This window comes from Metabacillus sp. FJAT-52054, assembly GCF_037201815.1.
GTDB classification, from domain to species: Bacteria; Bacillota; Bacilli; order Bacillales; family Bacillaceae; genus Metabacillus_B; species Metabacillus_B sediminis.
In genome coordinates this window covers 687,908-707,261 of record NZ_CP147407.1, presented here as the reverse complement: position 1 = coordinate 707,261, position 19,354 = coordinate 687,908, and the positions used below count along the sequence as shown (strand labels likewise).

The following is a 19,354-nucleotide window of genomic DNA, read 5'->3' as shown; positions in this document are numbered from 1 at the left end:
GGTCAGTCCCCACAAATTTTACAAAACTAAAGCTCTGGCACCTTCTCCGCTCACCGTTGGGGCAGAAAGGCTCATGGCAGGTGGCCTCTGTCCCCTTTTGCGATGAAGGATCGCGGGACTGGCACCGTGCCAGTCCCCGAAGATTTTACCGTACGAAAGCTCCGGCACCTCCTCCGCAAACCGTTGGGGCATAAGGGATTATGGACCACATCCTCTGTCCCCTGCTGCGGTGAAGCACAGCGGGTCAGGCGCCACAACAGAAACCGCATCCTACACAAAAAAAGGAACCCGCTAAACCACGAGTTCCTCCCAAAACACCATTACAATTTCACATTTTCCAGCTTCATCCTAATCTTCCTCATCAATTCTGTCTCTTCTTTAACCGCCTTGCTCAATTCTGCTTCCTGTTCCGCTTTTACCTTCTTTAATTCAGCAATCTCTTTAGTGTAATCACCATTTGTGTTCTCTTTTACAGAAGAAATCACATTATAAAGATCTACATTTTTCACGTATTTCCCCGCTCCCCAGAACAAGCGGTCATCCGGCTGATGGAGGGCTGAGTCGGTGACTTGGTCAATCACTTTTTTATCAAAGTGGTAGCTGTACCATTCATCCTCAATAGAAAGCAAATACTCGTCGAGTGCTTCCTGTCCTTTCCCCTGCTGGAGGGCAGCGATGCTTTGGTCAAGCAGGCTGATTGTTTTCTGATGCTCTTTATGAGCAAAGGTTGGAGCAATCGACCAGTTCAGTTTCATCAGCTCGCCCTGTGTCAGCTGGAATACTTGGAGCAGTTCTTTTTCTGCTTTTGCCAGGGCTGCTTTTTGCTGCGGTGAAGTAGCAGCTTCTCTTTGCTTTTCGTTGATATCGAGCATTTTTTTATATAGTGAATCCGCAAGTTTTTTCGCTTCCCCGGTTTCCGTTCTGAGCGTGGCTGGATCAATATCCGCACTTTTCAGGATGTCATCATCGATGGTTTGCTGGAATCCCTCCAGCTTCTTCCCGAAGTCGAAAGGCATGATGGCAATCTGATCGGCGTGAATCATCAGGGAACCGTAAAGTTTGACATGATCAGCAAGGACTTCTTTGTTCCCGTATCTCGCCGTGTCATATTGGGTGTGGTAAAGGGTTGTGAAGAAGTCCGAGCCGGAGCGGTCGTTTGCCACGGTCGGGACGCCGGCAATGGAATAGCTGTAATCATCCGAGCCTGTACTGTTGTTCCCCGTTACTTTGTAGCCATTCGGATAGGTCGCTGTATTCACTGCAGGTGCCTTACTGTCGATATAATCCTGCACAAAGCCCATCAGTTCATCGTTTGTATTGACTTCATCCGAGTCCTTTAATTTGATAGCTGCAAACTCCGTGTTTACGAAAAGACGGGAATTGCCGCGCCATTCCGGATGGAGCTTGTTGATCATGTTCCAGCTGCCGATCTGCCAGTCGAAGTAGGAATTGATGGCACCATATTCCTCGGCGGCATGTCCAACAAAATAAATGGGATGTTCAGGCTTGTAGTTTGAATCCTTCATCGCCTTTGCCACACCAAGCATCAAGCCGATCGATGCTGCGTTATCATTGAAGCCTTCGAAGTATCCGTCGAGATGCCCGCCGACGATGATGCCTCCCGTATTCGTTTTTCCGGGAATTTTTCCAACCACGTTGTAGCTTGTCCCTTTTGGGGTAACCTTATTGTCAGTTTTTAAATTGACAGAAAGGGACTTTTTCTTTTTTAAAAGATTCTTCAGCTTGCTTCCATCCTTCACCGAAATGTTGACGGTCGGAATCGTGACGGGTCCTGTGAAATCAAAGGTATTCAGCGTGTCCCTGCTAATCGTTCCATATGTATCCCGGACGATCGCGATGACACCTGCCGCTCCCTGAAGCTCCGCCTGAAGGGCTGGATAGTTGATCCACCAGTCATTCTTTAAATCGATATCTAAAAGAACGATTTTCCCTTTGGCATCGATGTTCTTGTAATCATCCTGTGTTCCTTTGCCAACGTAAATGAGGTCCGCCTTTAATCCGGACTTCGGCGTGCCTTTCGTTGCATAGGAGGCTACCGGCATGGAAATGCGCGGATAATCCTTAAATGTGAGATTCCCCCCCTTGAACTCCCAGCTGTCCACTTCGAAACTCTCTTTCTTTACATCCTGCAAACCAAGCTTTCGCATTTCTTTTTCAACATATAAAGAGGCCTGATGCTCTGCCTGGCTGCCTGCGGTTCTCCATTTGTATTTGCTGAGCTCATACGCTTTGCTGAAGGCATACTCTTGATCCACCTTGTTCATGAAGGCATTCATGGCGGTTTTTTCCGCCTGTTCTTGTGCAGCATTCTTTTCTTCCGCATGTGCTGTCTGGCCGGCAAAAGGCAGGGCAATGACTGCGGCAAGAACTAGTTTCATATACTTATTTGATTTCAATCCTGTTTCCTCCCCGATATTATTTTTCCTAATCTTCAGATTTTATCGTATCCAATCGCTACCATTGGTGCAACGGTTATGGTTTTGATCCGCAACAAAGCCACAATGAAACCTTCATTGTGGCTGGCAGCTTTAAATTTCAGGCAGCAATACCCGGACATCTTGAAATGCTCCATTCGAATCTACTCTGAACATTACCGTGCTGTTTCTGCGGTCGACTCCAACGGAATACCCGCCATCGCTCGAGTTAATCGTCTTCACGCCAATGCTGTAAAGTCCTTGAGGAAGGACTCCGCCTTTCTCATAATCTTTCACAAGATTCTCCGCACTGGGAATGGCATCACTCCGGTTTTGAGTATTATAGTAGAATGCGAAGTTTACTCGTATGCTGTCTGGCTCTTCATCGATATTTTCACTGCTTTTCATATATGCAGGCAATAGTTGTTCCGTCTGGATTTTCTGGGTCTTCTTGAAATCTTCGGCAAGCTTGTTTTTTATATTTTCCCCTACATTTACGTTTAGATAGTAATAAAAGTTATCCTTCATTTCATGGTACCCAGTAGGTGATTTTTTTAGAAAACCATATTGATCAATCATTTTCTCTGACAGGGTGAGTACCTCTGGATGCTGATTGATAAAAGCTCCCTTTACCAGTTCAGGATATACGCGCTCTGATTCAACCTTATATGTATCACGCTCCATACTGATATAAACCGTGGTCACGTAAGGCTTTTCAATCTCAATCGCTGTTTGGTGTTCGATCCCTTCAAACCAGTTGTTGTCCCATGTTAGAAAATGATAGTCTTCGCTTTTTATTCCATAGGACTCTTTCAAATACTGATCGAGAGGTCTTTTTAAATCTCCCTCATTCATGCACCCGCTCATAACAACAGTTAGGAGTGCAATCAGGAGTCCTGCATAAATCGGCTTCATTCTGTTCATGCTGCACCTCTATTTTTCTCCATTCTTTACCTGGCTGCCGGCTCATTCACTTCCACAGTCGAAATCAGCGGCGAACTCCCCACCATTCTCCCATTCTTCCAAACCGTCACCTCACCGAATGGCTGTCCAATGGCAATCGATGTAATCGGCGTTCTCGGGAAACTATTTTTTATGGTAATCGGCAGACTTGAATCCTTTTTGGTGGAAAAGGATATGCCGTTTTGAACAACTAACGGCACTTGGGTGTTACGGACATTAATGGTTGCCGCTGTTTGTCCGGCCGCGACTGGCTGAATTGTCTCCATCATGGAGAAGGAGTAGTTCGTCATGGCGGCGATATCCTTTACCGCATAGGATTTAGTCGATTTCATGACGACGCCGATCAGGGTGGTGTTGCCTTTCTTTACGATCTCAACGAGGGAATTGCGGGCTGCATTTGTGTAGCCTGTTTTACCTCCGATCACATTTGGAATGTTATGGAAGGTGGCCTTGCTTGTCAATTTTACGGTTCTCTTCGAGGTACGGACGACCGCAGATTTTGTTCCCATCGCTTTAAGGACTTCCGGATATTTCAGGTATGCTTCCCTTGTAATCAGCGCCATATCCTGAGTGGTGGTATAGTGTTTGCTGCTGTGCAATCCGTTTGGGGTGACGAAATGGCTGTTTTCCGCTCCGATTTCCTTTGCCTTCTTATTCATTAATGCACTGAAATTGGATTCGCTTCCCGCTATATGCTCGGCAATCATCGCCGCCACATCGTTGCAGCTCAGGATCAGCAGGGCATTGAGCGCATCCTCCCGGCTCATTTTTTCGCCGGCCTTTAAGCGGAAATAAGAGTTGCTTGCGTCCTTTTTCACCGCGTTCTTGCTTGCCGTCATCATCGCACCAGAGGATACTTTATCCATTAAGATCATCGCGGTCAGCACCTTTGTCATGCTTGCCGGATACCATCTTTTGTCCTGATTCTTCGTATAAATGAGTTCCCCTGAATTTGCGTCCATGACTACAGCGTACTGGCTATAGATTTTTGGAACTGCCGCAGCTGCATGAACTGGGGTAACCTGAACTGCGATAAAAAAGAAAAGAAGAAAATAGAAAACTAGCTTTCTGTTAAACATGGAAATCCTCCTGGAAATAGAAATGGTATAACTTACCCAATGGCAGAACGAATCGACAAACTCCTTCTACATTTTACAGGAGGATTGGGTATTTGTGTCCTAAAATATGTATTTTCTTATAAAAATAGAAGGAAAAGGCAGGTTGCGGGGTATTTTGATCTAATAATTTATTTGTTTAACCTTCTAGGAAATAGGGTAAATGACATTTTAGGCCATTTAAATAAATCTTTGGTATAATATGTCGCATATAAACCAGAAGAAAATAAACGACAGTATATAGATTGAGAAACAACTACATAAATCGTGGGCAGAAGGGGGAGGAATTGCATGATTCATTCCATTAAGAATTTCGACGAGGCAGCAGAAAAGATTTTAAGTTTTATGAGCACGATTGTTCCGATTAACACTCTTTTCATTGCTAAAAATGATCAAAAATCCAATAAAATCGAAAAAGTGATAAACCGGGATTATGCCTTGCTGAATAGCGGGGATACCCTGCCCTTTCAAGATACATTTTGCAAGCTAAGTGTGGATTATGGGAATCGCGTTCTGATGATTGAGGATTTGAACGATAATGATTGGACGAAGGATATGACCGTTACCAGGAATTTGTCAGGTGGAAGCTTCATTGGCATCCCAATCAATTTCAGTACAGGAGAAAACTACGGAACCATCTGCGGTCTGGACAATAAAAAGGTAGAATTTGAAGAAGAGCACGTTGAGCTGTTTACTACCATGGCCTCCCTCTTAAGCTATGTCCTTGATCTTGATCGAGTCAATCGTGAGGTAGAGGAATTATCCGCTCCGATGGTGCCGCTCACAGATGACATAGCCGTTCTCCCTGTAATTGGAGACATCAGTCAAAAAAGGGCTGAAATCATCATCAAGTCAACCCTTAAGCAAAGCTCAGACCGCTGCCTTCAATATCTCATACTGGATCTATCAGGAATCAGCCGAATCAACAAAGAGGTCATCCATCACCTGCTCCAGCTGGTCAACATGCTGGAGTTAATCGGAGTAACCCCAATCCTAACCGGCATCCTTCCTGAACATGCACAGCATATGGTTCAAAGCAATCTGATTGTAGACGGGATTTTAGTGAAGAAATCTCTTGCAGCGGCGTTATCGCATATTGGGTTTGCGTTGGTGGAGAAAGAGATAGCAGGAACGGAAGAACGTCCTTAAGGGCGTCGACCTAAAACAACCGTCAGCTGAATTTCCTCTATAAATGTATCGTTTGGATGAATGTTTAGAAGCGCTTCTCTCAATTCGGTTTCATACGCTTCCCGCTGTTCCCCTATCCACCGCCTTGACCCATAGGACGTTGAATACACATTTCCAATGATTGAATCAGCTGAACAAACATACTGATAGGCAGGAAGTTTCACGACTTCTGCCTTGAATCTGGACCGGGAGACTCTTTCTTCATAGCTCATATCAGGGTGCGAATACGTTGTGCTCCCCGCCTTCCGCTCTTCTCCGTACCAATTCCGAACGATTCGATTCAGTTCCAGTTGCCACGGTTCAGACTTCTGATTTGGATGATAAGCATCTATGATTGCAATTCCTCCACCCTCATCGATAAGCGTGTAAAGACCTTCGAGGATGGCTTCCTGATCCATCCAATGAAACGATTTCCCCATCATAACCAGACGGAATGTTTCATTATTTATGCCATTTAAGTAATGCTCCGCTTTTCCAGCTAACCATTCACAATGATCCACCCTAGCTGCAATGCGGTTCCTTTCTGCTTCGACAAGCATTTCCTCTTCAGGATCTACTCCGATAAGTTTCTCAAACCAGTCGGAAAGCCTGAGAGTGAGCTGCCCGGTTCCGCAGCCTAGATCAACCATCTTTCCCTTCCCATCTAATTCAAACCGGTCTATCAGCAGTCTGATTAAGGAAGAAGGATAGATGGGTCGGTATTGAGAGTAAAAGCCGGCGGTGCCTTTAAACAGATCCTTATCATAGCTTGTCATATCCATACTCCCTCCTAATCTTAGGTAATAATCATACTAAAAGTGGAAGTGGCCGGATACCTCTCCCTAAAATTTCATATACATCGAGATGAATAAACCGTAAAGTGATGCTGTAATTTTCCATTTTCAGCATCCTTTAGTTTGCAATCCATTGGTACAGAAAATAGCTGATGACGATGATGATATCAATCACGCCCCCAATGGTCGGACTTCCTTATACTGTTCTATTCCAGCTATCATAAGATCTGATCTTACTTTTTTCTTGATCCTTTTTCATTGAGCACCTCCCAATTTTTTTTAACTACAATAACCAAAAATCAAATATTAATAGAAAAGTATGATTATCCCAACTAAAAATGCCTCTGCTTTTTATGTTTGAAGCCTTTCTTTTGTAAACTATTTGATTTTTTCCTCCACCGATTAAATAGATATATTCCCTTGAAATTTTTTACCATTTTTTTCTTGATGATCCTTTATAATAGAAAGAACTAACCCAGTATTACCAGATATAAGATAGATAGGAGAATGGCTCTTGTATTTATTTAGAAAGCTTTATTTAAAGGCGATCAAAATCAAATTCATCACCCTCATGGCAGTCACTCTCTTATTCCTGATCCTCAACGCCTGGATCATGAAGGCACTTGAGCCGCAGACCTTCGAAAGCTACCTGCATGTGATCTGGTGGCTGATGACGACGATGACAACGGTTGGATATGGAGATGTTTCTCCGGTTACTCCAGCTGGCAGACTGTGGACAATGCTTGTTATTTATCCTTTTGGGATCGGAATTTTTGGAATCGTCATCGGAATGATTGTCGATTCTTTTTCAAAGCATAAGCAAATGAAGGAAGAAGGGAAACTCATGTACAAAGGACAGAATCATTATGTCATCATCGGCTGGAGTCTTAAATCGAAAGAGGCCGTTAAAGAGTTGCTTTTCGAGGAGCCGGATACAGACCTTGTCTTAATCGATGAGCTTGAAAAATCCCCGGTTACCCATGAACGGTTCCATTACATAAACGGAAGTGCCACCGATTCTTCTACACTGGATTCAGCCGGTATTTCCAGATCCAAAGCAGTTCTCATTTTTGCACCCGCTCACATCGAAGATATGGATTTGGCTGACGGGAAAACACTGCTTATTGCTTCAAGCATTGAAGAATATGACACAGGCACGGAGAAGAACATTTACACGATTGCTGAGATTCTGAATAAGCAGCACGTAAAAATGTTCAAGCATGCCAATATCGATGAATTCGTTTTATCCCAGCACTCCGCTTCCCATCTAATGGCGAAATCCGCTCGGCATCACGGGACGAGTACCGTCTTTGACAAGCTATTAAACAATGGAAACCGTGACGCGGAACTGCGGGAAATCCGCTCGATTCCGGAATGGAAAACGTACCGGGATGCCTTTGACCGATTACGCCAAAAGAACGTGCTGCTGCTGTCGGATCAGAAGGATATGAATGTTTTGCAGAAGCTTGATGAGCCGCTTGCTCCGGGAACGAAGCTTTATGTGGTTTGTGATGAGGAGAGTTTGGGGAGGATTTGGGGGAAATAATGTGTGGCGGACGGGGTCAGTCCCCTCAAATTTTACTGTACTAAAGCTCTGGCGCCTTCTTTACAAAGCCTTGATGCATAAGGGATGGATGAACATTGCCTCTGTCCCCCCGATACGGTGAAGCAAAACGGGACTGGCACCGTGCCAGTCCCTACAAATTGTACTGAACTAAAGCTCCGGCACCCACACTTCAAAACCTTGGTGCACAAGGGCTCGCTGTACATTGCTTCTGTCCCCCGATGCGATGAAACAGAACGGGACTGGCACCCAGCAAGTAGAATGAAGCTTGATTGACCTCCGAGAATCGTTGAGTATTCCTGCTGACGATATCGTGCCCGCACGATTAATTCAGATTAAATTTCGCTACCACATTCTGCAGATTTTCTGCCATATTTGCAAGCATCGCTGCCGAAGAAGTGATTTCCTCCAAGGCTGCCAGCTGTTCTTCAGATGAAACAGCAGCCATTTGAACTCCGGCAGAGGATTCTTTAGCTACCCGAGAAATTTCTTTTGTTGATTGGGTTACCTTTTCTGTATTCTCAGCCAGCTGATTCACACTGTCTGATATCCCTTCAATTTCTATCTCGACTCCTTTTGTAGAAGAGATGATTTCTTCAAAGGAATCACCCGCTGTTTGGACAATGGTAATGCCAGCGGTAACCTCTTGTGTTGTTTCTTCCATTCCGTTCACAGCTCGATTGGTAGAATCCTGAATGAGATGGATTAAAGCAAAAATCTGTTTTGCAGAAGCTGCGGATTGTTCCGCCAGCTTTCGAACTTCATCTGCTACAACAGCAAATCCTTTTCCCTGCTCACCCGCTCTCGCTGCTTCAATTGCTGCGTTGAGAGCCAGCAGGTTTGTCTGGTCGGCTATTCCTGTAATGACATCAACGATTTTGCCAATTTCATACGAGCGATTTCCAAGCTCCTTGATGACGGTTGATAAATCTAATACATTCGTCTGAATCGAGTTCATTTGCTGAATGGATGTCGTAATCGCTTCATTCCCAATAATCGCTTTATTGGATGTGCTCCTTGCTGAATCAGAAGCTGATTTAGCTTTACCTAAAATCTCTCCCACGCTCTCATACATCTGATTAAAATATCTGTTGCTTTCACTGACAGTTTGAAGCTGCTTTTCTGAACCGGATGCAAGCTCTTGGGTTAATCCGGTGATTCCTTCTGCCGCATTACTGCCAAGCTCTGCACTGGCTGTCAGTTCTTCGGCATTTGATGCGACTTGCTCAGATGCTTGACTGACCTCTAAGATCAGTGTCCTTAAACTATCCACCATTGTATTAATGGATTGAGCAAGAACACCTACTTCATCTTTGGAGTTCTCCTTCACCCGTTCCGCCGCAAGATTTCCACCTGCTACGCTCTGTGCAATCGCAGTCATCTCTTTAAGCGGATTGATTTTTTTCATAAAAATAACTAAACTAAAGATGATGACAAGCATTAGAACCAATATGCTAATTCCTGTTACTATTAAATAGACATTCATTTGTCTGCTTAAATCCTCTGATTGTGTATTCGCCCAATGAGCCAGGTCCTTTTGAAATTTATCGATTGGAATCAGAATTTGTGATTTGCCCTGCTCATACTCTTTTCCGAATACAAGCAATCTTGCCTGGTCAAAGTCCTTTTCCTTTACCGCACTCATCGCAGCATCCTCAAGTTGGATCAAGGTGTCCGATTTTTGCTTGGCTTCTTCTACAAGTGAAAGCAAATGTTTCGGCGTATTCAATTCTTTCAGCCTTGAAACCACCTTATCCCGGGTCTTCGTTTTATTAACCTCTTCCCAATAGTTATCATAATGTTTTTGTTCACCGAACTGAACATAGCTTCTGACCTCATTGGTTAAATAATCGGATGCTCCTTTTAATTCAACCGCCAGATTCTTATACTCAAGCTCTCGATCAAAAGCTTCACCGCGATTGATCTGAGATGTCACCAAAAGAGTCAAACTGATGATAGTAATCCCAGACAAAACCACTACTGAAGTCAGGATCACCTTTAGCATCGTTGTTAATTTCACTTTGTCATTCCCCCACTATTAATCTTTACTCATCTTGTATCGGTCTGGATCAGTAGATTTATAAGGGGCTTCGCCTAAAAACACTTAAATGCTGTAATGTTTCTTGTTTTTTTACAGAAAGGGGAAAAACTTGATCGGGTCACCTCTGAATACTTAAAATGGGCCATTAATTCCTCATAAGACCCGCATTCCGGCAACGCCGTCTCAGCAAATACCTCCTGTTTTACTGAGTGCTCGTATAGATTCGGAGATTTATTTCAGCCTCCCGGTCGCATAAAATGATTTTAGCAGAGTATATAAAGATGTTCAAAAGCATTACATTTTTTCAGTTTGATGAAAACGTACTCTGCCATCATCATTGAGTTGAAACTGTGCTCTTCATATGTAGTTGGAGTTCGAATCAAGCTGCGAACCTTGGCTTGAATGCTGCATGTCATAGCGGAAAACGACTTGTGCCGCGGTTTTCTTATTGACGTTTTAAACCTAGACTAAAGATAAGGGATTAGAGCCATAATTCCTGCAAATTCGACTGAATATACAGTCCCCATTTGATAAATTCGGGGTCCATCATCTGTTTAAAAGTGCCGACACGAAAAAAGGATCGCACCAAAAGAAACAACCTTGTTTCCTTTTGCGCCTTCCTTTTTTCTGGTTATTTCACTATCCAATAAACCCGCAGTGACGATTCTCGGTCACGGTGACCATCCGGTTCTTTTGATCGTCTTCTTTAAAATTATCCTATGCCATAACCCGGTCTATCCATGTACGGCCGAAAATCCCGGTATTCCGTCAAACAGGTATAGATTTTCCGTTTTAATGCAGTCAAATCCATGTTGGATAAGCTTTACATACAGTTCTGCTGCCTGTTCAGGTGTAATGCCGTCTCCAAGGAAACGGCAGCGCCAATGGTCCGTGCAAAATGTTTCCGGTAGCCCATCGGGATAAACCTTTACTCCGCGATTTGTAATGACGGACAGACCTAGATTCTCTGACTTGATAGCTGACACCTTACGGCCAAGCTCATCTGGGTTTCCACCTTTCCAGTGTAGAAAAATATCGATTCCTGCGAGTTCTTTTTTTGCCGGTTTGGTTTCTGCTGCCGCAATCTTCCATGAAGATCCTGTGCTGTATGAGACAGGTTTAAGTGCTGTGGGAATCTGACCAATCCGGGCGATGACTGCATCCGCGAATTCCTGGGTGCCGGCTTTTTGTTTGCTTACGCCTTCTTTGTATAAATCATACGTATGGATTCCATCTTCGATCGTCCTCAGCCAGGCATTATGGACGGCTGCGGCTGCTTCCGTCTGTCCGATATGGACGAGCATCATGATTGCTCCATGCAGCAAGCCGGATGGGTTTGCGAGATTTTGGCCGGCACGTCTTGGTGCAGAGCCGTGTATCGCCTCAAACATCGCACAGTGTTCTCCAATATTCGCAGATCCCGCCATCCCGACCGATCCTGCGATCTGGGCCGCAACATCAGATAAGATGTCTCCGTATAGATTTGGCATGACGATGACATCGAACATTTCCGGTGTATCTGCAAGTTTTGCTGCTCCAATATCAACAATCCAGTTTTCCTTCTCGATTTCGGGATATTCCTCGCCAATCTCTTGAAAAATTTTGCTGAACAATCCGTCTGTAAGCTTCATTATGTTGTCTTTCACAAAGCATGTTACCTTTTTCCGGTTATGATGCCGGGCATATTCAAATGCATAGCGGACAATTTTCTCTGTGCCCGGCCGCGAAATGAGTTTTAGACATTGATATACATCATCTGTTTGCCTATGCTCAATCCCAGCATATAAATCCTCTTCATTCTCTCGTATTATCACGACATCCATGTCCGGATGAAGTGTGTCCACAAATGGGGAAAAGGATGGGCAAGGCCGTACGTTTGCATATAGTCCAAGTGCCTTGCGAGTTGTTACATTCAAGCTTTTGTAGCCTCCGCCCTGCGGAGTGGTAATCGGCGCCTTCAAAAACACTTTTGTCCGGCGAATTGAATCCCATGCCGTCCTGTCCATCCCAGCAGTAACTCCTCGTTCGTAAACCTTTTCACCGATTTCTACTTCTTCAATCTCAAGCTCAGCACCTGCAGCTTTGATCATGCGGAGTACCGCTGTCATTATTTCCGGACCAATTCCATCCCCGTGAGCTACTGTAATTTGCTTTTTCACCTTCATCCCCCATTATTCTCCAGTTTCCAAATAACCGCTTCCGTTGCATGTATGGCAAACCATGTAACCATGGCTATGGCACTTGGCACAGTCCTGTCTGAAGTTCTCACTTTCCATTTGCCCAGCCTGCAAACACATACAAACTACTTCTCCATGCCCGTCGCAGTATACACAATTCATCTCCATCTCTCCTATTCTTATGGATTGCAAATAACACAATACATCGCACCTGCTTCTGTCTTTCCATCACTCCGTTTTTCCGTCCTGCTATATGTGCAGGCTTTGCAGCTAAAAATCTCCTCTTTCACCATCGCAGTCGGAATATGGCACAGTTCACAGGGAAGCCCTGCTACCGTTTTGCTGACCCCCCAGCCGGGACATCCGCATTCAGGACATAGAGAACCCATCCGTTTCACAAGTTTTCTCGCTGCCTCATGGATGACCTTCTGCCTCATAGGATTATGATGGGCCCTCATATCCGTTTGAATCATTGCGAGCTGATCTTTTGAGATCGCTGTGCATTCTGCAATCGCTTCATCCAGTTCTTTTCTTCCGCAGATTCCTTTGTAGAAAACAGGCTCAGTCATTTGATTTGGCCTTATAATTAAGGAATGGGATGGAAAGTCCGCTTTTTTTAGAAAGGTCTCGGCTGTTTCCAGGGACGAGACAGTCGCTGAACTGAAATTGGTTGCGGTGCTGATGACCTGTTCATGTATTTCGATTCCAAGAATTTCGTCGATCCACAAAAAAATTTCACAATCCTCCCCGACAAAAGGAAAGAACCGGCATGGACCAAAACTTCCTTCACTGGCTAGACCGTAAGGAAGGCCAAGCCGCTTCATTCCAAGCTTTGCTTTTAAACGCGCTGTTTCCAATGGAGGCTGCTTTCTTTCTGTTTCCCCTGTAAATGTCCCCAATTCATCTGTGTTGATATTCTGAGGGACACGAAGGGAAATTTGCAGCTCAGCGAACACTGGAACAGCTATTTCTTCCTTTCTATGCATCGTAGCAAATGCGGCCTCTTTACCGGAATAGGGATGCTTCATCCACTAAGCTCCTTTAAGGAAATCAGCTGCTTTCTTTCTTTCATTAAGAGGTAGCCTTTGACCATTATGTTTTTAGGGAGAAGCGGATGCTGCTGCAATAATGTCACCGTATCCCTGACATCTTCCAGAGCAGACTGCTCTCCAAACCATCGTGAAGGATCCAATCCATGTAAATACTTCAATAAATAATTTGAATCGTTTAGACATTCCTCTGAAATCCCATGTTTTCGCATTAACTCCTTCCATTGTTCAAGACCGCTTTTTCCATCCGTCCAGATCACCTCAATCTGATCTATTTTCAGCTTATACACGAGTATTAAAACACCCCGTATAAATGAACCGTATCCATCCCAAATCTGCCTGCTGGGGCAGCGGATCACATAAGCTCCGTCTTCTTGAAACGCAGCATCCATATCTGCAAGGATTAATACACGCGGTTTCTGATTCTCTTTTATCCCAACCATAGAACAACCTCCCTTTTTAGTAAGAACAAAAGCGCAAGTGCATTAAAGCAAAGAAATTCTGCCTAGCGGGCAACATCCTGTTGCAGCGAAGAACTTATCCGCATCAGTACGCCAATAAGAACTGGAAAGAAATCGGGTACAGTCTGGTTTTAACTTGAGGGGATTTTCTGAAATGACCTCAAGAGGCCGAACGCTGGGGTTAGCTAAAGATTTCTTATTTAGCAACTTATCAGCACTAAGGAGCATTCAGATTATTCCCTTAAAACAAAAAACCGGTAAAGAGCAAGGTGGATGTGCCCACTCTTACACTCTTTACCGGTCTGCATTAAACCGCCCTCTTCAGGGCTTTTTAAATGTCTCCCGTTTTTTAATATACCCCTACCTCATGAGAAACACCATGACCCGCTCCCCTGTGCGCGTACTGATATCTGTATGAAAGCTCATGATTTCCATTCCTGTCGCGCTGCTAACAATTTGCTTTAATTCATCTGCACCCGATTCCACTAGTTCTGCCCGGATTTTCTTTACTGACAGCAGACCGCTTTCCGTTTCAGAAATCTTCTGTTCAGCCGGTGTTAAAACCCCCTTCAACACCACCAGAACTGCATGGTCCAAGATGCTTGTTTTCACTTGGAGAGGACCTCTTCCCAAGTACTCCTTCTCCCACTTTGTAATAAGCCTGCTGATGATATCTTCCATTTCTCCCTTGCTCATCCGATCCCCCCTATAAAAAAAGAGCATCCTCTTTTTGTATGCACAAAAAAGAGGTATGCCCGATTTATTATGAACAGCATATATGTCTAGTTCGCTCCCCTTCAGAACGGCCCATACCGTTGCTGTCTGGAAGAAGTTTTACCATACATGCTATCGAGTAATCTTCCGGTTTCATTTCCTATATTACGATGCCGAAACATAAAATGTCAATTATTTTGAGAAGGCTTTCACTCTGCATTTTTTTCTTCTGTTTAACGTACGTTGACCCGTTCCTGTTCCATTGTTTCATCTACGGCCGAAGCTGCACAAATTAACCTTACATTTCGCTATCATCAGCTGTACATTTACTACTAGTATACAGGACGATGAAGTGATTTGTTACATAATTAGGAGCTTCTTTTGTTCTGTAAAAAAACCCTTTCATGATTTATCCGTATTTTCGAAGTGGTAGCTGGTGTGCCAGTCCCCACAAATTTTACCGTACGAAAGCTCCGGCACCACCGCTGCAAAGTACTGATACTCAAGAGCTGACCGTCCGTAGCCTCTGTCCCCTGATACGGTGAAGGAAAGCGGGACTGGCACCGTGCCAGTCCACACAAATTGTACTGAACTAAAGCCCCGGCACCCAAACTTCAAAACATTGGTGCACAAGGTCTGGCTAGACATTGCCTCTGTCCCCCGATGCGGTGAAGCAGAACGGGACTGGCACCACACAAAAAAAGCTGACCAAAAGGAGTCCATCATCCTTCCAGGTCAGCTTTTTTTCAGTCAAGTCCCGCAATACGTCTCATAAGGACCGCACTCCGGCCCCGGCGGCTCAGCGTATGCCGTCTGTTTTTCCGAGTGCTCATATGGATTTGATAGAACATCCAATAGTTCCTCCATCGCAGTCAGATCTCCGTTTACCGCAGCATCAAGCGCCGCTTCCACCCGATGATTCCTTGGAATGATGGCAGGATTGCTGTTCCGCATCAGCTGATGAACGGCTGCTTCCGATTCTTCCTGTCTTGACAATCTTTCCTGCCAACTCCCTTTCCAACGGGCGTAATCCGGATTGACCGAGAGCGCATGTTCCTTGTCAAAGGTCAAGGCCACAAACGTATTCGTATAGTCTGCCTTTTCCTTCTGCATCATAGCGAGGAAATGCTGAATCAGCGTTTCATCCTCTTTTTCCTCATTAAATATTCCGAGCTTTGCCCTCATGCCCTTATACCATTGCCGCTTGTACAGCTCAGGATAGCCAGAGATTGTCTCCTGGGCGATTTTCACCGCTTCCTCCTGTTCTTTATGCAGCAGCGGCAGAAGGCTTTCCGCAAATCTTGCCAAGTTCCAGCCGCCAATTCCCGGCTGATTCAGAAAGGCATAGCGGCCTTGTACATCAATTGAGCTGAAGACGGTTTCCGGATCATACGTATCCATAAAAGCACATGGACCGTAATCAATCGTTTCCCCGCTGATCGTCATGTTGTCCGTGTTCATAACTCCGTGGATAAATCCAACAAGCATCCATTTGGAAATCAGTTCGGCCTGTCGCTTCATGACTTCCTGAAGCAGGGACAGGTACCGGTTATCATTATTTTTGATTTCCGAATAATGACGGTCGATCGCATAGTCAGCAAGCGCCCGCAGTTCTTCCTCGGATGTCCAGTTGGCTGCATATTGAAAGGTGCCGACGCGCAGATGGCTCACGGCCACTCTTGTTAAAATGGCACCAGGCAATTCGGTGTCGCGGTAAATCGGCTCCCCCGTTGCTACAACCGCGAGGCTGCGGGTTGTCGGGATCCCTAGACCATGCATCGCTTCACTGATGATGTATTCACGCAGCATCGGTCCAAGGGCAGCCCGGCCGTCCCCGCGGCGTGAAAAAGGTGTCGGTCCTGAGCCTTTCAGCTGGATATCCATCCGTTCGCCTGAAGGAGTGATCTGTTCTCCAATCAGCATCGCACGTCCGTCTCCAAGCATCGTAAAGTTTCCGAATTGGTGGCCAGCGTAGGCTTGGGCTAAAGGAATGGAGCCATCTGGAATTTCGTTTCCGGAAAGGATCGCTGCATCGTTTTGAAGCTCATCCGCACCCAAGCCAAGATTTGCAGCAAGCTGTTTATTAAAAATGACCATCTTCGGATGATTCACTGGATTTGGTTCAATTACTGTGTAAAAGGAGGATGGCAGACTGGTGTAGCTGCTGTCCAGGTTCCATCCTGTTTTCGCTGATCCGGTTCCCATTGTATCTTCCTTTCTTTTTCCTTGTGGATTAATTTTGTTCTTTTGACTTTATATTATTATACTTTTAAAAGAGTCTAGTCTGCCTCAGATATGCGCATCTGCAAAGCGATAAATCAACAAACTGGTATAGTAGCCGTAACGAAAGGTCTGGAGTGAAATCTATGCAGAATTTGATGGAAGTGAAATTCTATACAACAGGCAAGGTTGCCTATTCTATAGATGATAACATACTCATGAATGCCGAAATGCTCGCTCTCAGTATGTACGCTAAACTTAATGAAGAACGATCGGATATTCTTAGCAACTTAGAGGAAAGCAGGACGAGTTATGAAGAATGATGTGATCTTAAATAAAATAAGTGTGATTGAACGATGTAAAAAACGTGTCTTGGAGGTGTATGAAAATCAGCCTGGAAAATGGCCATGCATATAGTGGCTGAAAAAAAACTCCGATATACTCCAGGAAAAATTCATTATTGACCAGGATATTTCCTCCAAAATGAAAGCCATGGTTGCCTTTCGCAACATTGCGGTGCATGATGATCAATCCATTAATTTAGATATCCTCGAGCAAATCATTTCAAAGCATTTAGACGACTTTATGGAATATAAAAAACAAATTCTTGCGTATTAATTTTATTGACTAACCGGACCTCTTTATGAGAACAAAAAAAGCACTGCCTCTTGCTGTGCTCATATACTCGGATTAAAATGCGCTTAATTATTATTGTACCTCTTTTACATTCATTAGCTTTGCAATACTTTGTATATCTTCTTCATTAAGTAAAAAAACGGATCCAGTGTAGTTTTCTTTTTGGAATCTCCCTATATGATCTTTAGGATAAAGCCACAAAAGGATTGTGTCAGAGGAATCGTCTTTATAAGATATACTCACCTTAAAGTTTTCACCGTCAACAGTCGTTGCACCCGAATAGGATGGGGATTTCTTTAATGCTTTTATCATCACTTCAATATCTTCGGGTTGTTCCAAAACAATTTCTCTATCCTCTATGTGCTCATTAGTTTCTGAAAAGAGGCTCAATCCGTTACCTGTTATTGTTACCTTTACAATATCCTTTGGCTCTTCTCCAGTTGAACAAGCAGCTAAAATGATTATTGCGATCAACATAATGATGCTCAGCTTTTTCATTCTATCCCCCCTCGTTAAGTTTGACGGGGTGTCGAAATAAAAGTTTCAATATTTCCAATTTCTTACTTATTTTATTGAGTAAAGCGCTAAAAATGGAATTTCCTAATTCTCAATAAAAAAAGCCAACTAATTCATGTGCGAACTAGTTGGCTTTTTGCCTTACATCTTTCTGTTTTTGCTCCTAAAAAATAATTACATCCCCTGCTTCATTTCCTGCTTAACAGAGGATTTCCTCATAATCGGCACAAGCACAAGCACGCCAATAACGAGGAGTACGGCGGATATTTCGTACAAGTACACGATGGAAAGGTTCTTTTTCAGCACGCCTGAAGCGGACATCGTGATGACCATCGCTCCCATAAAGAGCGGATTCAGGATGCCGTTGACCCGTCCGATAAAGTTTGCTTCCGTATTTTGCAGGATCATTGTATTGATTCCAATGTGAATACATGGCATGAACAGCCCGGCAAAAAATTGAGCCGTCAGCGTGAGCCATAATTCTGTCGACAGACCCATCCCGACCATTCCAATCGCGCTTGCTGTCATTCCGATTGCAAGAAGCATTTGAGGCATGACCTTCTTGGAAATGGCGATTGTAATTCCGCCCCCGAGAATCATGCCGATTCCAAATGCCGCCATAAGCCATTGCAGCTCTTCTTTCGGAAGCCCGAGTCTTTCCGTTATCAGAAACACTCCAAGCGGCTGCGTTAATCCAATCGCAAGGCCGGCCGCTGCAAAACACGCTCCAAGAAGAGTGAGTGCCTTGCTATTTAATACATAGCGGAACCCTTCCTTCATTTCCTCCATCAGGCTCGTCTTCGGTTTTTCTTTTTCCGGCTCAGGATCCGGAGGAAGCATGAGGAGAACTGCTGCTGAAATTAAGAAGGCAACACCCATGATTCCAACAGCCGCAAGAATCCCATACCGCTGGAAAACGAAGGTTCCAAGAATCGGACCTAAAATCATAAACAGGGCAAAAACGGTCTGGTACATCGACATCCCCATTTGAACAAGCTCTGCCGGAACATGCAGCTTGAACAGCTTCATCCCCGCCGGCTGGGAAAACTGGGAAAGTATCGAGGAAACGAGAGTCGCGAAGAAGATGATTTTCCAGTCTCCAAAGAACAAAGTAAGCAGAACGACAAACACGGAAACGGCGCTTAATAGATCACACCATACCATCGTCCTCTTCGGGCGCCATCTGTCCGCGAACGTCCCGCCTATAAATGAGAATAAAAAGATCGGAGCAAATTCAGCAACAGAAATCAGTGATACCGCCACCGGATTTTCATTCGTCTTTTCGATTACATAGAGCAGGATCGAATAATTTCTCACCCAAATTCCAATCTGAAGGAAAAACACCGATATTAAAATCGTGCGAATGACTCGATTTTGAAACAAAGCCCCCATCCCTGCTTTTTTGGGGCTCGCCATTTCTGACATAAAAAAACCTCCTTTTCCATTCCTGGACAAGAGGTTTTGCTTTGATCACAGGTAGAAGACAAAACATCCCCATAGCT

The 19,354-nt window shown here is 44.5% G+C and carries 15 protein-coding genes and 1 pseudogene; 4 read left to right on the top strand and 12 right to left on the bottom strand.

The features are described 5' to 3' along the window. Nucleotides 1-320: 320 nt before the first annotated feature. The 3 genes from WCV65_RS03825 to WCV65_RS03815 form a co-directional block, all read right to left on the bottom strand. A complete protein-coding gene (locus WCV65_RS03825; protein ID WP_338780223.1) occupies nt 321-2,417 on the bottom strand; it encodes a M28 family peptidase in 2,097 nt (698 codons plus the stop codon). A gap of 132 nt (nt 2,418-2,549) precedes the next feature. Next, on the bottom strand, nt 2,550-3,359 hold the full coding sequence (locus WCV65_RS03820) for a hypothetical protein (protein WP_338780221.1): 810 nt from the start codon (nt 3,357-3,359) through the stop codon (nt 2,550-2,552). 26 nt (nt 3,360-3,385) lie between these two features. Then, a complete protein-coding gene (locus WCV65_RS03815; RefSeq protein WP_338780219.1) occupies nt 3,386-4,477 on the bottom strand; it encodes a D-alanyl-D-alanine carboxypeptidase family protein in 1,092 nt (363 codons plus the stop codon). A gap of 327 nt (nt 4,478-4,804) precedes the next feature. On the opposite strand from WCV65_RS03815, the gene WCV65_RS03810 reads away from it, so the two are divergent. Further along, entirely contained in the window at nt 4,805-5,662 is an 858-nt protein-coding gene (locus tag WCV65_RS03810; protein ID WP_338780217.1) for an STAS domain-containing protein, read from the top strand. On the opposite strand, the gene WCV65_RS03805 is transcribed toward WCV65_RS03810, so the two are convergent. Further along, nucleotides 5,659-6,456 (bottom strand): methyltransferase domain-containing protein, encoded by a 798-nt coding sequence (locus WCV65_RS03805; protein ID WP_338780215.1) that lies wholly within the window; start codon nt 6,454-6,456, stop codon nt 5,659-5,661. The genes WCV65_RS03810 and WCV65_RS03805 overlap by 4 nt on opposite strands. A 532-nt stretch (nt 6,457-6,988) precedes the next feature. Here WCV65_RS03805 and WCV65_RS03800 point away from each other — a divergent pair. Next, on the top strand, nt 6,989-8,020 hold the full coding sequence (locus WCV65_RS03800) for an ion channel (protein ID WP_338780213.1): 1,032 nt from the start codon (nt 6,989-6,991) through the stop codon (nt 8,018-8,020). A gap of 343 nt (nt 8,021-8,363) precedes the next feature. Here the strand turns inward: WCV65_RS03800 and WCV65_RS03795 are convergent, their stop codons facing one another. The 6 genes from WCV65_RS03795 to WCV65_RS03770 all read right to left on the bottom strand — a co-directional run bounded on the left by WCV65_RS03795 (nt 8,364) and on the right by WCV65_RS03770 (nt 16,685). Continuing rightward, a complete protein-coding gene (locus WCV65_RS03795) occupies nt 8,364-10,058 on the bottom strand; it encodes a methyl-accepting chemotaxis protein (protein ID WP_338780211.1) in 1,695 nt (564 codons plus the stop codon). Nucleotides 10,059-10,813: 755 nt separating this feature from the next. After that, nucleotides 10,814-12,244 carry an NADP-dependent isocitrate dehydrogenase gene (locus WCV65_RS03790; protein WP_338780209.1) on the bottom strand — a complete coding sequence of 477 codons (1,431 nt, stop codon included), beginning with the start codon at nt 12,242-12,244 and terminating at the stop codon, nt 10,814-10,816. A 191-nt stretch (nt 12,245-12,435) separates the two neighbouring features. Continuing rightward, a complete protein-coding gene (locus tag WCV65_RS03785) occupies nt 12,436-13,284 on the bottom strand; it encodes a DUF6671 family protein (protein WP_338780207.1) in 849 nt (282 codons plus the stop codon). Beyond that, on the bottom strand, nt 13,281-13,748 hold the full coding sequence (locus tag WCV65_RS03780) for a hypothetical protein (protein WP_338780205.1): 468 nt from the start codon (nt 13,746-13,748) through the stop codon (nt 13,281-13,283). The genes WCV65_RS03785 and WCV65_RS03780 overlap by 4 nt, the downstream gene beginning before the upstream one ends. 378 nt (nt 13,749-14,126) lie before the next feature. Next, a complete protein-coding gene (locus WCV65_RS03775) occupies nt 14,127-14,462 on the bottom strand; it encodes a DUF2294 domain-containing protein (protein ID WP_338780203.1) in 336 nt (111 codons plus the stop codon). 768 nt (nt 14,463-15,230) lie between these two features. Next, entirely contained in the window at nt 15,231-16,685 is a 1,455-nt protein-coding gene (locus WCV65_RS03770; RefSeq protein ID WP_338780201.1) for a YdiU family protein, read from the bottom strand. Nucleotides 16,686-16,846: 161 nt separating this feature from the next. Here WCV65_RS03770 and WCV65_RS03765 point away from each other — a divergent pair, with 161 nt between their 5' ends. Further along, nucleotides 16,847-17,023, top strand: a complete 177-nt coding sequence (locus WCV65_RS03765) for a hypothetical protein (RefSeq protein ID WP_156505932.1) — start codon at nt 16,847-16,849, stop codon at nt 17,021-17,023. After that, a pseudogene (locus WCV65_RS03760) lies at nt 17,013-17,318 on the top strand (HepT-like ribonuclease domain-containing protein). Before WCV65_RS03765 ends, WCV65_RS03760 begins: the two are co-directional and overlap by 11 nt. 90 nt (nt 17,319-17,408) lie before the next feature. Here WCV65_RS03760 and WCV65_RS03755 read toward each other — a convergent pair. Beyond that, entirely contained in the window at nt 17,409-17,834 is a 426-nt protein-coding gene (locus WCV65_RS03755) for a hypothetical protein (RefSeq protein WP_338780198.1), read from the bottom strand. Between the two features lie 192 nt (nt 17,835-18,026). Continuing rightward, nucleotides 18,027-19,277: an MFS transporter gene (locus tag WCV65_RS03750; RefSeq protein WP_338780195.1), complete on the bottom strand. Its 1,251-nt coding sequence runs from the start codon at nt 19,275-19,277 to the stop codon at nt 18,027-18,029. Nucleotides 19,278-19,354: the final 77 nt, after the last annotated feature.

Bases quoted from the DNA above. Each gene is read 5' to 3' on its own strand.
- WCV65_RS03770 (WP_338780201.1), bottom strand. From the start codon at position 16,685: ATGGGAACCGGATCAGCGAAAACAGGATGGAACCTGGACAGCAGCTAC.
- WCV65_RS03815 (WP_338780219.1), bottom strand. From the start codon at position 4,477: ATGTTTAACAGAAAGCTAGTTTTCTATTTTCTTCTTTTCTTTTTTATC.
- WCV65_RS03820 (WP_338780221.1), bottom strand. From the start codon at position 3,359: ATGAACAGAATGAAGCCGATTTATGCAGGACTCCTGATTGCACTCCTA.
- WCV65_RS03785 (WP_338780207.1), bottom strand. From the start codon at position 13,284: ATGAAGCATCCCTATTCCGGTAAAGAGGCCGCATTTGCTACGATGCAT.
- WCV65_RS03790 (WP_338780209.1), bottom strand. From the start codon at position 12,244: ATGAAGGTGAAAAAGCAAATTACAGTAGCTCACGGGGATGGAATTGGT.
- WCV65_RS03805 (WP_338780215.1), bottom strand. From the start codon at position 6,456: ATGACAAGCTATGATAAGGATCTGTTTAAAGGCACCGCCGGCTTTTAC.
- WCV65_RS03775 (WP_338780203.1), bottom strand. From the start codon at position 14,462: ATGAGCAAGGGAGAAATGGAAGATATCATCAGCAGGCTTATTACAAAG.
- WCV65_RS03755 (WP_338780198.1), bottom strand. From the start codon at position 17,834: ATGAAAAAGCTGAGCATCATTATGTTGATCGCAATAATCATTTTAGCT.
- WCV65_RS03765 (WP_156505932.1), top strand. From the start codon at position 16,847: ATGCAGAATTTGATGGAAGTGAAATTCTATACAACAGGCAAGGTTGCC.
- WCV65_RS03810 (WP_338780217.1), top strand. From the start codon at position 4,805: ATGATTCATTCCATTAAGAATTTCGACGAGGCAGCAGAAAAGATTTTA.
- WCV65_RS03750 (WP_338780195.1), bottom strand. From the start codon at position 19,277: ATGTCAGAAATGGCGAGCCCCAAAAAAGCAGGGATGGGGGCTTTGTTT.
- WCV65_RS03780 (WP_338780205.1), bottom strand. From the start codon at position 13,748: ATGGTTGGGATAAAAGAGAATCAGAAACCGCGTGTATTAATCCTTGCA.